The following is a 15,472-nucleotide window of genomic DNA, read 5'->3' as shown; positions in this document are numbered from 1 at the left end:
TGCAAGGAGTGGCGCGATGAATTGCCTGGAAACTGCTGAATACCTGTTGCCCAAGGCCTTGCCTGACAACGCCCGTTTCGCCATCGTCGCCCCGGCCGGGCCGGCGCGGCTGGACACCGACAAGGCCCGTCAGTGGTTCGAAAGCCGTGGCCAGCAGTGCCGCATCTACCCTGGGGTGCTGCAGGCGGACGGTTACCTTGCCGGCAGCGACGAGCAACGCCTGCGTGACCTGCACGATGCATTCAGCGCCCCGGACATCGACGCCATCCTGTGCATGCGCGGCGGTTACGGCAGCATGCGCCTGCTGGACCGCATCGACTTCGAACTGATCCGACGCCATCCCAAGCCGCTGGTGGGTTACAGCGACATCACCGCCCTGCATTCGGCGCTCAACCGACATGCCGGGATGCTGGCCTTCCATGGCGCAATGCTCAATGCCGACCTGCTGGGGGGCAAGCTCGAGCCCACCGTCAGCTCACTGTTCGGACAGCTACGGGGGCGGCTGGGGGCGGGTGATGTGATTGACCACCCTGTCGAGTTCCCGCTCACCAGCGTGGTGCCCGGGATTGCCAGCGGGCGTCTGGTTGGCGGCAACCTGTCGCTGCTCGGCTCCACGCTGGGGACGCTGGCGGAAGTCGACACCCGTGACAGCATCCTGTTCATCGAGGACGTCAACGAGCCGCTCTACCGTGTCGACCGACTGCTGACCCAACTGCGCCTAGCCGGCAAGCTGGAAGAGGTGCGAGGGGTGCTGGTGGGAGACTTTGCCGGGATCACGGTGGCGGCGATGACGCCGCTGCTGCTGGACGTCTTCGGCCCGCTCGGGGTGCCGGTGCTGGCCGGGTGGCGCAGTGGGCACTGTGATCCGAATGTGTGCTTGCCGATGGGGGCAAGTGTGCGACTGGATGCTGAAGAGCAGAGTCTGGTGCTGTTGCAGGATCTGTTCAGGGGTTGAGATCGCCGGGGCTGCTTTGCAGCCCTTTCGCGGCACGAGGCCGCTCCTACAGGGGATTGCAATCGCCTGTAGGAGCAGTGCCGCGAAAGGGGTTCAAAGCGCCCCCCTGCGCTCTCTAGCGGCGCAGGCTATCAAGCAGCTTGTGGGTCGGATAACCATCCGCCGGCCAACCCTGGGCCTGCTGCGCATTGCGGATTGCCTTGCGGGTATTGGCGCCGATGATCCCATCCGGATTGCCTGCTTCATGCCCGTTGGCATTGAGCAAGGTCTGCAACTCGATTCGCTCGCTGCGGCTCAGCGGCAGGTCCTCTTTCGGCCAGCTGCCGGCAATGAACCCCCATCCGGAGAAACGATCCCCCAGCAGGCTCACCGCCAGCGCGTAGGACGACGAATTGTTGTACTTGAGGATGGCGCGGAAGTTGTCCAGTACCAGGAATGCTGGCCCCTTGGCACCTGCGGGCAGCAACAGGGCGGCGGGCAGCTGGTCGCTGCCGGTTGGCAGGGTGGTGCCGGCCGGCAGTTTCACGCCCAGCTGCAGCCACTCGTTGACGCTCTTGCGCTGGCTGCCATCGGCCAGCCAGTAGTCGAAGCCGGCGGGCACCTGCACCTCGAAGCCCCAGGGTTGGCCACGTTTCCAGCCGGACGCCTGCAGGTAGTGCGCGGTGGAGGCCAGGGCGTCGGCGGTGCTGTTCCAGATGTCGCGACGGCCGTCACCGTCGAAGTCCACGGCGTGGGTCAGGTAGGTGGTCGGGATGAACTGGGTCTGGCCCATGGCGCCAGCCCAGGAGCCACGCATCGCATCGGGCTGGATATCGCCGTTCTGCAGGATCTGCAGGGCGGCGATCAGCTGGTCCTGGGCGAACTGCGGACGCCGGCCCTCATAGGCCAGGGTGGCCAGTGAGCGGATCACCGACTTGCTGCCCTGGAACTGGCCGAAGTTGCTTTCCATGCCCCATACCGAGACCAGAACCTGGCGATCGACACCGTAGCGTTGTTCGATGCGGGTCAGCAGATCGGCGTTCTGCTCGAGCAGTTTCTTGCCGTTGCGCACGCGTAGCGGCGACAGGGCGCCGTCCAGGTACTCCCACACCGGGCGGGTGAACTCGGGTTGGCTACGGTCGGCCTTGATCACGTCCATGTCCGGGGTGACGCCGAGGAAGGCGCGGTCGAACAGGCTGGCACTGATACCGGCTTGCAGGGCTTGTTGGCGGAAGCCGGCCTGCCATTGGGCGAAGGTCTGCAGGGGCTGGATTTCACCGTTGGCCTCGGGCGCGGTGCCGGGCAGGGTGGCGACGGGGGCGGGCTGGGCGGGCGCCAGCGGCAGGGCGTCGGCGGCGGTGGGTTTCTCGGCGCAGGCGACGAGCAGGATGAAGCTTGTGGCCGCGATCAGCTGGCGGGGTTGCCAGCGGAGAGTGAGACGAGAGGGCATGCACAGATCCAGAATTGCAGGTCAGGTGCCGACCATACCATGCCTGCGCATTTCATGCCTTTCATGCCGCCATAAAGCAGGAAGCCTCCCAATCTCTCGATTGGAAGGCTTCGCGGCGGTAGCTGCCTTTGCCTTTTTCCGGTCGTTCCTGGCGGCAGCGGAACAGCGGTTGGGCGACGATGGACTTGGCCTTGTTGGGGCCGTGCTTTTTCGGCTTTTTGCTCATGGTGGGTTCCCGGTGTGGGTGGATGGCGGGCGCACTTTAGGCCTGTAGCGCTACCGGAGCCAATTGATTGTGTTTATGGCGGCGGGCCTCATCGCGGGTCAAGCCCGCTCCCACGACATCTTTGTGGGAGCGGGCTTGACCCGCGATGAGTTTTACTCGGCAGGCAGTGCCAATCGCTGTCCGGCCATCAGCAGCGACAACCGCGCCAGGCTGGTCCAGGGCGAGCCCTCGGCCTGCCCCTTGATCTGCGCATCAATACGCTGGGCATCCTGCAGCAACATGGCCCAGCGCTGAGCTGACAGGCGCTGCAAGGCCTTGCTCACCAGCGGGCGGCGTTTGTCCCACACCGGGGGGCGTGCCTGGCTGAACGCCTTGTCCAGTGGCACCCCCTGGCTGAACTGCTGTGCAAGCCCTGCCAGCAGGCGCAGCTCGCGGGCCAGGGCCCAGAGAATCACCGGAGGCTCGACACCTTCGCCGCGCAACCCTTCGAGCATGCGCAAGGCGTGGGCCGCCTCGCCGTTGAGAATGGCATCCACCAGGCCGAAGACATCGAAGCGGGCGCTGTCAGCGACGGCGGCCTGGACGGTCTCCACGGTGATCTGGTTACCCTCGGCCAGCAGCTTGAGCTTCTCGATCTCCTGGGCGGCGGCCAGCAGGTTGCCCTCGACCCGGGCGGCGATCAGGTCGACGGCGTCTCGCTGGGCCGAAAGACCGGCCTGGGACAGGCGCTGGTTGATCCACTGTGGCAACTGCTGGGCGTCCACCGGCCAGATCTGGATGAACTGGCAGTGCGCGCCTTCGATCAGGGCCTTGCCCCACTTGGTCTTCTGCGCACTGCCATCGAGCTTGGGCAGGCTGATCAGCAGCAGCGTGTCCTCGGCCGGGTTGGCGCAGTATTCCATCAGCGCGGCGGCACCCTTGTCGCCGGGTTTGCCCGAGGGCAGGCGCAGTTCCAGCAGGCGGCGCTGGGCGAACAGTGACAGGCTGGCGCCGGCCAGGAGCAGGTTGCCCCAGTCGAAGTTGGCGTCGGCGCTGAATACCTGGCGTTCGTCGTAACCCTGCTGCTGAGCAGCGCTACGGATGGCGTCGGCGGCCTCCTGGCACAGCAGCGGATCGTCGCCGCTGACGATGTAGACGGGCGCCAGCTGGCCTTGCAGGTGCTTGTTGAGTTGGGCGGGAGCGAGCTTCATGGGAATAGGCGGGGCACCTCAGGTGCCCCGATCAGGCTCAGGGAGCCGGGACTTCCAGCGGCGACTGCTGGGGCGTCTCGTCCTGGATGCGCTGGGCTTCCTGCATGGCCCGGGCTTCGGCTTCGGCACGCTCGTTGGCCTTGCGCTGCAGGTCGTCGAGGTGTGCCGGGGTCAATTGCTGGAGGCGGACCATCATGCCTTGTACCAGGTCACGACGGATTTCCTGGCGTACCTGGACGGCTTCCTGGCCGGAACCAGTAATGTTGTTGCCGTTGTACACGTAATACTTCTGCACCTGCAGTTTGTCTTCCAGCAGGATCGTGTCGTTCTGGCCTTCGACCGCGTAGTTCAGCACGACGGTCAGCTCGTACTCCGCCGAGCGGTTGCCACCACTGTAGGTGGCGGCACGCTGGGATTCCTGCTCGTTGGTGAGCACGAGCTTATAGGGTGCGCCGGTATAGACCTTCACGCCACTGTTCTGCAGTGTGCGGCGCAGTTGGGTGACCGTTTCGCCATAGGCGTTGCGTGCGCTGAGGTCCAGCTCCTTGATGGTCAGCTCGGTGGTGCCGGTGCCGCGCAGCTGGAAACCGCAGGCGCTGAGCAGGACAGCCAGGCCCATTACCAGCAGATTGCGTTTGATCATGTGTGTTGCTCCCTCGTGGACCGATTACGCCCGCCTGCAGGGTGTGCAGGCGGGCGTTGCCATCAGTTGGCGACGATGTTGACCAGTTTGCCCGGTACGACGATGACCTTGCGGATGGTCAGGCCGTCGGTGAAGCGCAGGACGTTCTCGTTGTTGCGGGCGGCGGCTTCGATTTCCTCGCGGCTGGCGGCGGCCGGCATCTCGACCTGGCCACGCAGCTTGCCGTTGACCTGCACCACCAGTGTCACGGTGTCCTGCACCAGGGCGCTTTCGTCGACCGTCGGCCAGGCCGCGTCGATTGCCGCCTGGTCGTGGCCCAGCGCCTTCCACAGCTCGTGGGAGATGTGCGGGGTGATCGGCGCCAGCAGCAGGGTGACGGCCTCGAGGCCTTCCTGCAGCAGGGCGCGGTCCTGGGCGCTGGCCTGTGGCGCCTTTTCCAGCACGTTCATCACGGTCATCACCTGGGCGATGGCGGTGTTGAACTTGTGGTACTGGCCCACGTCGGTGCTGGCCTGCTTGATGGCGGCATGGATGGCGCGGCGGATGACCTTCTGCTCGTCGCTCAGGGCGGCGATGTCCAGCTGGCCCGGCAGGCCCTGGGCCACATGGGCCTGGGCCAGGCGCCAGACACGGCGCAGGAAGCGGCTGGCACCCTCGACGCCGGAGTCGGACCACTCCAGGCTCATGTCGGGTGGCGAGGCGAACATCATGAACAGGCGGCAGGTGTCGGCGCCGTAGGCTTCGATCATCGACTGCGGGTCGACACCGTTGTTCTTCGATTTCGACATCTTCTCGGTGCCACCGATTTCCACCGGCAGGCCGTCGGTCTTCAGGCGCGCGCCGATGATCTTGGCCTTGGCGTCACGCTCGATCTCGACATCGGCCGGGTTGAACCAGTCCTTGCCGCCGTTGCTGGCGACACGGTAGTACGTTTCGGCGACGACCATGCCCTGGGTCAGCAGGTTCTTGAACGGCTCGTTGGAGGTGACCAGGCCTTCGTCACGCATCAGCTTGTGGAAGAAGCGCGCGTACAGCAGGTGCAGGATCGCGTGTTCGATACCGCCGATGTACTGGTCCACCGGCAGCCAGTGGTTGGCGGCTTTCGGATCGACCAGGCCCTTGTCGTAATTCGGCGAGGCATAGCGGGCGAAGTACCAGGACGACTCGACGAAGGTGTCCATGGTGTCGGTTTCGCGCTTGGCCGCGCTGCCGCATTTCGGGCAGGTGCACTCGTAGAACTCGGGCATCCGCGCCAGCGGCGAACCGGCGCCGTCCGGCACCACGTTTTCTGGCAGGGTGACCGGCAGCTGGTCTTCCGGCACCGGCACATCGCCGCAGGACGGGCAGTGGATGATCGGGATCGGGCAGCCCCAGTAGCGCTGGCGGCTGATGCCCCAGTCGCGCAGGCGGAACTGGGTGCGGGATTTGCCCAGGTCCTTGCGGATCAGCGCGGCTTCTATGGCGTCGAAGGCGCCCTGGAAGTCCAGGCCGTCGAATTCACCGGAGTTGATCAGCTGGCCGTGCTCGCCGTAGGCGGCCAGCCACTCGCTGCCGACTTCGTCGCCGACGCTGGTGCGCACCACTGCCTTGACCGGCAGGTTGTACTTGTGGGCGAACTCGAAGTCGCGCTCGTCGTGGGCCGGCACGGCCATCACGGCGCCATCGCCGTAGTGCATCAGCACGTAGTTGGCGACCCATACCGGCAGCTTCTCGCCGGTCAGCGGGTGCTCGACGCACAGGGAAGTGGCCATGCCCTTCTTCTCCTGGGTGGCCATGTCGGCCTCGGCAACGCTGCCGCTCTTGCACTCGTCGATGAACGCTTGCAGCGCCGGGTTGCCCTGGGCCGCCTGGGTGGCCAGCGGGTGCTCGGCGGCGACGGCGACGTAGGTGGCGCCCATCAGCGTGTCGGGACGGGTGGTGAAGACCTTCAGGGTGCCTTCGTGGCCGATGCTGGCCTGATCGTACGGGAACTGTACTTCCATGCCGCGGGACTTGCCGATCCAGTTGCGCTGCATGGTCTTGACCTGCTCAGGCCAGCCCGGCAGCTCGTCGAGGCTTTCCAGCAGCTCGTCGGCGTAGTCGGTGATGCGGAAGTAGTACATCGGGATTTCGCGCTTTTCGATCAGCGCGCCCGAACGCCAGCCACGGCCGTCGATGACCTGCTCGTTGGCCAGTACGGTCTGGTCCGCCGGGTCCCAGTTCACGGTGCCGTTCTTGCGGTAGATGATGCCTTTCTCGAACAGGCGGGTGAACAGCCACTGCTCCCAGCGGTAGTAGTCCGGCTTGCAGGTGGTGACTTCACGCGACCAGTCGATGGCCAGACCCAGGCTCTTGAGCTGGGTCTTCATGTAGTCGATGTTCTCGTAGGTCCACTTGGCCGGAGCGACGTTGTTCTTCATCGCGGCGTTTTCCGCCGGCATGCCGAAAGCGTCCCAGCCCATCGGTTGCAGGACGTTCTTGCCCAGCATGCGCTGGTAGCGGGCGATCACGTCACCGATGGTGTAGTTGCGCACATGGCCCATGTGTAGCTTGCCGCTCGGGTACGGGAACATCGATAGGCAGTAGTACGTGTCTTTGCCTGGCTGTTCGGTGACAGCGAACGATTGTTGCTCGTCCCAGGCATTCTGGGCGGCGGCTTCTACATCACGGGGCGTGTATTGTTCGTGCATGGCTACTTTGTATTGAGAGGAATAAGAGACATGTTCCAGGCAGCTCGACCTCGCTGCGTCCGGCACTCCGGGATCTTATGAGAGTGAACGCCGTAGCATACATGAGCGCCGCGCGTCGTGGGAAACCCTGATTGCATCGCCCGTCGCGCGGGCCGTTGGTCGCAGCGCCCGGCCGCTTTTGCGAGTGACGCTAAGCTCATCTGTGGGGGGAGATATTCTTACCTTCAATGAGGTGAACGGATGGGAGAGTCGCAACTAACCGCAAACAAGCCGGAGCTTTACGAACGCCTGATCGACCGCCTGGGCCTGGCACTGGAAGTGGCCCGGACCTCGGTGCGATTGCGCGACGAGATGCCTGCCGAACTGGAGTTGCGTGGCCTGAGCCATGCCGAGTTCGAGGTCATCAAGGCCTACCTGGAATCCCTCCCGGAGGGCCGTTTTGCCAGTGCCGGTGCCTACCCGCAACCGGAGCCGTCCTCGGCCAGGATCGTCTGGCTCAAGGACCGCAAGCGCTCCGGCGCCCCAGCCAGCTCCAGGACGTTGCCGTCCCGATAGCCGTTCAGGGTTGCAGGCGCGGTACTACGCGCCGGTTTTTCACAATGCATGCATCGATCGGCGCCGGTTGCCCTTGAGGCCCGGTGCCGATCCTCTTAGGCTGCACGCCTTCCATGGAGGTGTGTGATGCCGATCCGCTTTTTCATCAAACAATGGCTGATGCCGCCCGGCATCCTGTTCCTGCTGTTGCTGGTCGCCTGGTGGTGGCGCCGTCGCCGCCCACGCCTGGCGGCGGCCTGCTTTGCCCTGGGCGTGGGTGGTTTGTGGCTGATGAGTCTGCCGTTGACCGTCGAGCAGGTGGCCCGGGCCCTTGAAACAGAACCTGCGTTGATGGCGGATGAATGGGCGGGCCTGGCGGCCAGGGCCGATGCCATCGTGGTTCTGGGCGCCCGGGCGCGAGCGCGGTGATCCGGCGTGGGCCGGTACTGACCAGCCGACCTACGTGGCACTGGAGCGCATGCGCTATGCCGCCCACCTGGCCAAGGCCTCGGGATTGCCGGTGCTGACCAGTGGTGGCCTGCACTATGGCACGCCACCCAGCGAGGCTCAGCTGATGGCTGATCGGCTGCAGGCCGATTTCGCTGTGAAGGTCACTTGGAAGGAGGAAGCCAGCCACACCACCTGGGAAAACGCCGAGTTCAGCGCGAAGGTGTTGCAGCCATTGGGCATCCGGCGGGTGGTTGTGGTGACCCAGGCCTGGCACATGCAGCGTGCACGCTGGAGCTTTGAACGGGCCGGGTTCGAGGTGGTGCCGGCGCCGGTGGGTTTCCTCGGGCGCGATCATGCAAGACCGTTCGCGGGATTGCTGCCGGAAAGCCGGGCCATGTGGCAGAGCGGGCAGTTGCTGAACGAGGCGGTGGGTTTGCTGGGGTATCGGTTGTTCTACTGATGCCCAGCGCACACGGCCCTCTGTAGGAGCGGCCTCGTGCCGCGAAAGGGCCGCAAGGCGGCCCCGCGATCTGTGCATGTACGCCAAGACCCCGGGGCTGCTTCGCAGCCCTTTCGCGGCACGAGGCCGCTCCTACAGGAGGCGTCGTCGCTCAGACGGTCTTGGCGATCCGGCCGGCTAGCAGCGCCCAGCCCAGCAACAGCACGCAGACAATTGCCAGCGGCCACGAGCGCCATTGCAGGTAAGGCGTCAGCTGCTGCATCGGCACCACCTCGCCGTACAGCACGGCCCTCTGGAACTGCGGGATCTGCGCGGTGATCCTGCCGAACGGGTCGATCAGCGCGGTCACGCCGTTGTTGGTGGCGCGGATCATCCAGCGACCGGCCTCGATCGCGCGCATCTGGGCCATCTGCAGGTGCTGCAGCGGGCCAATCGAGGTGCCGAACCAGGTGTCGTTGCTGATGGTCAGCAGCAGGTCGCTGCGCGCGGCGAGGCTTGCGGCAAACTCGGGATAGACCACTTCGTAGCAGATGTACGGTGCCACCTGGTAACCCTTGGCCTGCAGCAGTGGCTGGTCCTCGGGGCCGCGGGCGAAGTCCGACATCGGCAAGTTGAAGAACTCGATCAGGCCGCGCAGCATGTCCTGCAGCGGCACGTACTCGCCAAACGGCACCAGCTTCTGCTTGAGGTAGGTGCCGTCGCCTTCGCCGGCCACGGTGATGCCGTTGTAGTAGCGGCGCTGGTGGTGAACCATCTGCCGTATCGGCACCCCGGTGATCAGCGCCGAATGCCGTTCGGCGGCAAAGGTGCCCATCATGTCGATGTAGCCCTGGGCCTGGTCCTTGAGCACCGGCACGGCGGTTTCCGGCCAGACCAGCAGGTCGACGGGCTTCGAACTGAAGCTCATGTCGCGGTACAGCGCCAGTTGCGCATTGACGTGCGCCGGGTCCCATTTCAGGTCCTGCTCGACGTTGCCCTGCAGGGCGGCGACCTTCAGTGGATCGCCCGCCGGCTTGGTCCAGGCGTGGTCCTTGAGGGTCAGGCCGAGGATCCACGGCGCCACCAGCAACACCGCACCAGCGGCCAGGAACGCACGGCGCTCACGCAGGCGGTACAGGTTGCATAGCAAGGCGGCGCTCAAGGCCAGGACGAAGGACACAAGCCAGACGCCGCCCAGCGGGGCGAGGCCGGCGAGCGGGCCGTCGAGTTGGCTGTAGCCGGCGTAGAGCCAGGGGAAACCGGTGAGGAACCAGCCTCGGAAGGCCTCCTGCAGCAACCACAGGGCGGCGAAACACAGGGCATCGGCCAGTGGCGCTTCGTCGCGACGCAACCAGCGCGCCCAGAGCCAGGCGGGCAAGGCGAAGAAGAATGCCAGGCAGGCGAAGAACGCCAGCAGCAGGGCGATCGCCAGCAGCGGCGAGGCACCGCCGTAGGTGTTCATGCTGACGTAGATCCACCAGGTGCCGGCGCCGTAGAGGCCGAAGCCGAAGCACCAGCCACGGCCCAGGGCCTGGCGCGGCGTCAGTTCGCGCAGGCCGGCGTAGAACAGGGCGATGGACAGGATGGCCAACGGCCAGACGTCGAACGGCGCCAGGGCCAGGAGGGTGGAGGCGCCGGCCGCCATGGCCAGCAGGTTACCGGGCCAGCCGGGGCGGGTGATCCAGCGCATGTCGTTCCTTAACGATTGATCGGTGTCAGGCGCAGCAAGTGTATCCGGCGGCTGTCGGCATTGAGAATACGGAAACGATAGTGACCGATCTCGGTGGTCTCGTTGCGCTTGGGCAGGTGGCCGAAGGCGCTCATTACCAGGCCGCCGACCGTGTCGAACTCGTCATCGGAGAATTCGCTGTCGAAGAACTCGTTGAAGTTATCGATCGGCGTCAGCGCCTTGACCAGGAAGTCACCGCTGGGCAGCGGCTTGATGTAGCTGTCTTCCTCGACATCGTGCTCGTCCTCGATATCGCCGACGATCTGCTCGAGCACGTCCTCGATGGTCACCAGGCCCGCCACGCCGCCGTACTCGTCGATGACGATGGCCATGTGGTTGTGGTTGGCGCGGAATTCGCGCAGCAGCACGTTCAGGCGCTTGGACTCGGGCACGAAGGTGGCCGGGCGCAGCAGGTCCTTGATGTTGAAGCTGTCGCCGTTCTCCTTGAGGATCAGCGGCAGCAGGTCCTTGGCGAGCAGGATGCCGAGCACATCGTCGTGGCTTTCGCCGATCACCGGGTAGCGCGAGTGCGCGGCGTCGATCACCGCCGGCAGGAACTCGCGTGGCGACTGGCTGGCCTTGATGCTGATCATCTGCGAGCGCGGCACCATGATGTCGCGCACCTGCAGGTCGGCGACCTGGATGGCGCCTTCGACGATGGTCAGCGCTTCGCTGTCGAGCAGCTTGTTCTGATGGGCTTCGCGCAGCAGCTCGAGGAGCTCCTGGCGGTTTTTCGGCTCATGGGCAAAAGCCTGGGTCAGTTTACCCAGCCAGGACTTTTGCCCGTTGCTCGATCGGTCTTCGCTCATGGCGGTTACTCGTGATCCTTGCAGTGTCAGTGTGTGATTGATTCGGCTTCGTCGTCGGCGTACGGGTCCGGATGACCCAGTTCCGCCAGCAATGTTCGTTCCAGCGCTTCCATCTCCTCGGCCTCATCGTCCTCGATGTGGTCGTAGCCGAGCAGGTGCAGGCAGCCGTGGATGACCAGGTGCGCCCAGTGCGCCTCGAGGGCCTTGCCCTGTTCGGCGGCCTCGCGCTCGACCACCGGCACGCAGATCACCAGGTCGCCCAGCAACGGGATGTCGAGCAGCTCGTCGGGCACATCGGCGGGGAAGGACAGCACGTTGGTCGCGTAGTCCTTGTGCCGGTAGGTGTGGTTCAGCTCGCGGCCTTCGGCTTCGTCGACCAGGCGGATGGTCATCTCGGAGTCGGCGCTGCGCTGGCGCAAGGCAAGCTCGCACCAGCGGCGAAAGGCGTTGTCGTCGGGGGCGGCGGCGTCCGTGGCCCGTTGCAGGTCGAGTTCAAGCATCTTTGCCGGGTGCCTCGGGCTTGGCCTGACGGGCGTCGAAACGGTCGTAGGCTTCGACGATGCGCTGCACCAGCGGGTGGCGCACCACATCCTTGGGTTGGAAATGGGTGAAGCTGATACCTGGGACGTCCCTGAGCACCTCGATCACATGGGCCAGCCCTGACTTGGTGCCGCGCGGCAGGTCGACCTGGGTGATGTCGCCGGTGATCACCGCGGTCGAGCCGAAGCCGATGCGGGTGAGGAACATCTTCATCTGCTCGAAGGTGGTGTTCTGGCTCTCGTCGAGGATGATGAAGCTGTTGTTCAGGGTGCGGCCGCGCATGTAGGCCAGCGGTGCGATCTCGATCACCTGGCGCTCGATGAGCTTGGCCACGTGCTCGAAGCCGAGCATCTCGTAGAGCGCGTCGTAGAGCGGGCGCAGGTACGGGTCGATCTTCTGGGCGAGGTCGCCGGGCAGGAAGCCGAGCTTTTCGCCGGCCTCGACCGCCGGGCGCACCAGCAGGATGCGGCGCACCTGTTCACGCTCCAGTGCGTCGACCGCGCAGGCCACGGCCAGGTAAGTCTTGCCGGTACCGGCCGGGCCGACGCCGAAGTTGATGTCGTTGGCCAGGATTTCCTTGACGTAGCGCTGCTGGTTGACGCCGCGTGGGCGGATGTTGCCCTTGCGCGTGCGCAGCGAGACGCTGACTTCGTTGACGGCCGGGTTCTCGAGGTTCTCGACCGTCGATTCCTGCAGATAGAGATGGACCGTTTCCGGCGACAGGTCGGTGGCCTTGGCCTCGCGATAGAGGCGGCGCAGCAACTGTTCGGCGGCGGAGGTGGTCTTGGGTTCGCCGATCAGTTCGAACTGATTGCCGCGGTTGCGGATTTCGATAGCCAGGCGTTGTTCGATCAGGCGCAGGTGCTCGTCGAACTGGCCGCACAGGTTGGCGAAACGATGGGCCTCGAAGGGCTCGAGGATGAAACGATGGGGTTGTATGGGTGCGTTCAAGGTCGTTTTTAGCCGCTCGACGGCAATGAATGTGAACTCAAGAATAACCCTTGAGTGGCAGTGGCGAAAGCACTGAAACGATCAAGGGTCGGTACGACGCTTCCGATCCGCGTGTCGATCATGGCAGGGCAAGTTGACGAAACGATGATGCCGGCGGACCGCACAGGGCTCGAGGCGGTTCAGGGCAGGGGAGAGAAGGGCGTGCGGCCTTCGGCGTTCTGCAGTTCCAGCAGGTATTTGCGGAAGATCTGGCCGAGCACCTGGGTGGCGTGCTCGAGCTCGTCGCGGGGCATCTGCCCGCTGACTTCGTCGGCCATGTCCAGGGCGTCTTCGGCGCCGTTGACCGCGGCGATCTTGAGCAGGATGTAGGCCTGCACGTTGTTGGCCTTGACCCCTTCGCCATGGAAGAACATCGAGCCGAGGCGGTACTGGGCCTGCCCCTGGCCCTGCAGCGAGGCCTTTTCGAACCACTTGAGCGCCTTGTCGAGATGGCGCGGCGTGCCGCTGTAGTAGAACTCGCCCAGCTCGTACTGCGCTTCGGCATCCCCGGACTCCGCCGTCTGCTCGCAGGCCTTCAGGGCGTTCTCCTGGTCCTCGGGCGCAGCATCGAGAGTGCAGCGGCCCGCCGCCGGAATCAGCAACGAGTTACCGCCCTCCGCCAGGGCCAGCAGGGGCTGAAGAAGCAACAGGCAGCCCAGGGTCAGGGCGCGGCCGGTGCGGTTCATGGGGATCGACTTACCTCTGCAAAGCTACGGCCAATGTCTCTGGTGGCACATTATGGGATAAGCAGCGCCTACCTTACAAAGTTTTACTCGAATTTCTGTCCTGCTGGCGAATCGGCTGACTGTGTAGGAGCGGCCTTGTGCCGCGAAAGGGCTGCGAAGCAGCCCCGGCATTATTCGCATCAAGGCTGAAATTCCAGGGGCTGCTTCGCAGCCCTTTCGCGGCACAAGGCCGCTCCTACCTGGGCGGTGTGAAGGCTTACTTCAGCTTGGCGAACGCCCGCTCGGCCGCATCCAGGGTGATCTGCAGCTCCTTGTCGCCATGGGCGATGGAGGTGAAGCCCGCCTCGAAGGCGCTTGGCGCCAGGTACACGCCGCCGTCGAGCATCAGGTGGAAGAAGCGCTTGAAGCGCTCGGCGTCGCTGGCCATCACGTCGTCGAAGGTGACGATGTCGTCGGCGCCGCTGAAGTACAGGCCGAACATGGCGCCCGCCTGGGTGGTGACGAACGGGATACCAGCGGCATCGGCGCGCTGTTGCAGGCCATCGAGCATGCGGCTGGTGAAGGCGCTCAGCTCGTCATGGAAGCCCGGGCGGCTGATCAGCTTCAGGGTGGTCAGGCCTGCGGCCATGGCCAGCGGGTTGCCCGACAGCGTACCGGCCTGGTAGACCGGGCCGAGCGGGGCGATGCAGCCCATGATCTCGCGCTTGCCGCCGAAGCAGCCGACCGGCATGCCGCCGCCGACGATCTTGCCGAAGGTCGACAGGTCCGGGGTGATGCCGTAGTGGCCTTGGGCGCCGCCCAGCGACACACGGAAGCCGGTCATCACTTCATCGAAGATCAGTACCACGCCGTGTTTGTCGCACAGCGCGCGCAGGCCTTCGAGGAAGCCTGGCGCCGGCGGTACGCAGTTCATGTTGCCGGCCACTGGCTCGACGATGATGCAGGCCACGGTCTGGCCAACCTCGGCGAGGGTCTTCTCGACGGCGGCGATATCGTTGAACGGCAGGGTCAGGGTGTGCTTGGCGAAGTCCGCCGGCACCCCGGCCGAGCTCGGTACGCCCTGGGTCAGCAGGCCGGAGCCGGCCTTGACCAGCAGGCTGTCGGAGTGGCCGTGGTAGCAGCCTTCGAACTTGATGATGGCGTCGCGGCCGGTGTAGCCACGGGCCAGACGGATGGCGCTCATGGTGGCCTCGGTGCCGGAGCTGACCATGCGCACCATTTCCATCGACGGCACGATCGAGCAGACCAGATCGGCCATCTCGGTTTCCATGGCCGTCGGCGCGCCATAGGACAGGCCGTGCTCGAGTTGTCGGCGCACGGCATTCAGCACATCGGGATGGCCGTGGCCGAGGATCATCGGGCCCCAGGAACCGACATAGTCGACATAGCGCTTGTCGTCTTCATCGATGACGTAGGCGCCTTCGGCGTGCTTGAAGAACAGCGGCGTGCCGCCGACGCTCTTGAAGGCGCGCACGGGCGAGTTGACGCCACCGGGGATGTGTTTCTGGGCTTGGGCAAACAGTTCTTCGGAACGGGACATGGGATCTTCTCTCGAAATCAGGAAGCGAACAGGGCATTGAAGGCGCGGGCGCGGCGGGTGACTTCCTGCGCGCTGTCGGCACCGAACAGGCCGTGGATCACCGCCAGCAGGTCGGCGCCATGGGCGATAAGCGGGGCGGCGTTGTCGAGGGTGATGCCGCCGATCACCGCGATCGGCAACTTGACCTGGGCGCGGGCCTGTTCCAGCAGTTCGACACCGGCGGCGGGCGCGCCTGGTTTGGTGACGGAATTGAAGAAGCGACCGAAGGCGACATAGCTTGCGCCCTCGCTGGCGGCCTGCTGCGCGAGGTCGAGGCTGGCGTGGCAGGTCGAGCCGATGATCGCCTGGCGGCCGAGCAGGGCACGGGCCGGGGTGAGCGGGCCGTCGGTCTGGCCCAGGTGCACGCCGACGCCCAGGCGCGCGGCCAGTTCGGCGTCGTCGTTGATGATTAGCTGAGTGCCGTAGCGTTCGCAGAGCTTCGTCAGCGCTTCAGCTTCGCGCAGGCGACGCCCGGCGTCGTCGCTCTTGTCGCGGTACTGCAGCAGGCAGACACCGCCTTCGAGTGCCGCCTCGACATGGCTCAGGAAACGGCCGGCGAGCAGCTGGCTGTCGGTGATGGCATACAGACCGCGGAGCGTCATCG

Annotated in this window: 14 protein-coding genes and 1 pseudogene; 3 read left to right on the top strand and 12 right to left on the bottom strand. The window is 65.3% G+C overall.

Annotated elements, in window-relative coordinates; all coding sequences use genetic code 11:
- Window positions 1-16: 16 nt before the first annotated feature.
- Window positions 17-955, top strand: coding sequence for a S66 peptidase family protein (locus ACZ899_RS16395; protein WP_234562429.1), 939 nt, complete (start codon window positions 17-19; stop codon window positions 953-955).
- A gap of 115 nt (window positions 956-1,070) precedes the next feature.
- Here the strand turns inward: ACZ899_RS16395 and ACZ899_RS16390 are convergent, their stop codons facing one another.
- From ACZ899_RS16390 to leuS, 5 genes are all read right to left on the bottom strand, one after another.
- Entirely contained in the window at window positions 1,071-2,384 is a 1,314-nt protein-coding gene (locus ACZ899_RS16390) for a lytic murein transglycosylase (protein ID WP_203648159.1), read from the bottom strand.
- Window positions 2,385-2,445: 61 nt separating this feature from the next.
- Window positions 2,446-2,610 carry an alternative ribosome rescue factor ArfA gene (arfA, locus tag ACZ899_RS16385; RefSeq protein WP_028690395.1) on the bottom strand — a complete coding sequence of 55 codons (165 nt, stop codon included), beginning with the start codon at window positions 2,608-2,610 and terminating at the stop codon, window positions 2,446-2,448.
- 152 nt (window positions 2,611-2,762) lie between these two features.
- Window positions 2,763-3,800 (bottom strand): DNA polymerase III subunit delta, encoded by a 1,038-nt coding sequence (holA, locus tag ACZ899_RS16380; RefSeq protein ID WP_234562428.1) that lies wholly within the window; start codon window positions 3,798-3,800, stop codon window positions 2,763-2,765.
- A 37-nt stretch (window positions 3,801-3,837) separates the two neighbouring features.
- Window positions 3,838-4,443 (bottom strand): LPS-assembly lipoprotein LptE, encoded by a 606-nt coding sequence (locus ACZ899_RS16375; RefSeq protein ID WP_203648158.1) that lies wholly within the window; start codon window positions 4,441-4,443, stop codon window positions 3,838-3,840.
- Between the two features lie 62 nt (window positions 4,444-4,505).
- Window positions 4,506-7,112, bottom strand: a complete 2,607-nt coding sequence (leuS, locus tag ACZ899_RS16370; RefSeq protein ID WP_203648157.1) for a leucine--tRNA ligase — start codon at window positions 7,110-7,112, stop codon at window positions 4,506-4,508.
- Between the two features lie 240 nt (window positions 7,113-7,352).
- On the opposite strand from leuS, the gene ACZ899_RS16365 reads away from it, so the two are divergent.
- Window positions 7,353-7,667 (top strand): hypothetical protein, encoded by a 315-nt coding sequence (locus ACZ899_RS16365; protein ID WP_110737917.1) that lies wholly within the window; start codon window positions 7,353-7,355, stop codon window positions 7,665-7,667.
- A gap of 126 nt (window positions 7,668-7,793) precedes the next feature.
- A pseudogene (locus tag ACZ899_RS16360) lies at window positions 7,794-8,556 on the top strand (YdcF family protein).
- Between the two features lie 151 nt (window positions 8,557-8,707).
- Here the strand turns inward: ACZ899_RS16360 and lnt are convergent.
- From lnt to thiE, 7 genes are all read right to left on the bottom strand, one after another.
- Window positions 8,708-10,225: an apolipoprotein N-acyltransferase gene (lnt, locus tag ACZ899_RS16355; RefSeq protein WP_234562427.1), complete on the bottom strand. Its 1,518-nt coding sequence runs from the start codon at window positions 10,223-10,225 to the stop codon at window positions 8,708-8,710.
- Between the two features lie 8 nt (window positions 10,226-10,233).
- Entirely contained in the window at window positions 10,234-11,073 is an 840-nt protein-coding gene (locus ACZ899_RS16350; RefSeq protein ID WP_203648154.1) for a CorC family transporter, read from the bottom strand.
- A 26-nt stretch (window positions 11,074-11,099) separates the two neighbouring features.
- Entirely contained in the window at window positions 11,100-11,573 is a 474-nt protein-coding gene (ybeY, locus tag ACZ899_RS16345) for an rRNA maturation RNase YbeY (protein WP_203648153.1), read from the bottom strand.
- Window positions 11,566-12,564, bottom strand: a complete 999-nt coding sequence (locus ACZ899_RS16340) for a PhoH family protein (protein WP_234562426.1) — start codon at window positions 12,562-12,564, stop codon at window positions 11,566-11,568. Before ACZ899_RS16340 ends, ybeY begins: the two co-directional genes overlap by 8 nt.
- A 179-nt stretch (window positions 12,565-12,743) precedes the next feature.
- Complete coding sequence (locus ACZ899_RS16335; RefSeq protein ID WP_203648151.1) at window positions 12,744-13,289, bottom strand: tetratricopeptide repeat protein; 546 nt, start codon at window positions 13,287-13,289, stop codon at window positions 12,744-12,746.
- A 256-nt stretch (window positions 13,290-13,545) separates the two neighbouring features.
- On the bottom strand, window positions 13,546-14,829 hold the full coding sequence (gene hemL, locus ACZ899_RS16330) for a glutamate-1-semialdehyde 2,1-aminomutase (RefSeq protein ID WP_232857702.1): 1,284 nt from the start codon (window positions 14,827-14,829) through the stop codon (window positions 13,546-13,548).
- Window positions 14,830-14,846: 17 nt separating this feature from the next.
- Window positions 14,847-15,470: a thiamine phosphate synthase gene (gene thiE / locus ACZ899_RS16325; RefSeq protein WP_234562960.1), complete on the bottom strand. Its 624-nt coding sequence runs from the start codon at window positions 15,468-15,470 to the stop codon at window positions 14,847-14,849.
- Window positions 15,471-15,472: the final 2 nt, after the last annotated feature.

Source organism: Pseudomonas sp. TE31087, assembly GCF_057284075.1.
The sequence above is the reverse complement of the archived record's forward strand: the minus strand, read 5'-3'. Positions and strand labels throughout refer to the sequence as shown.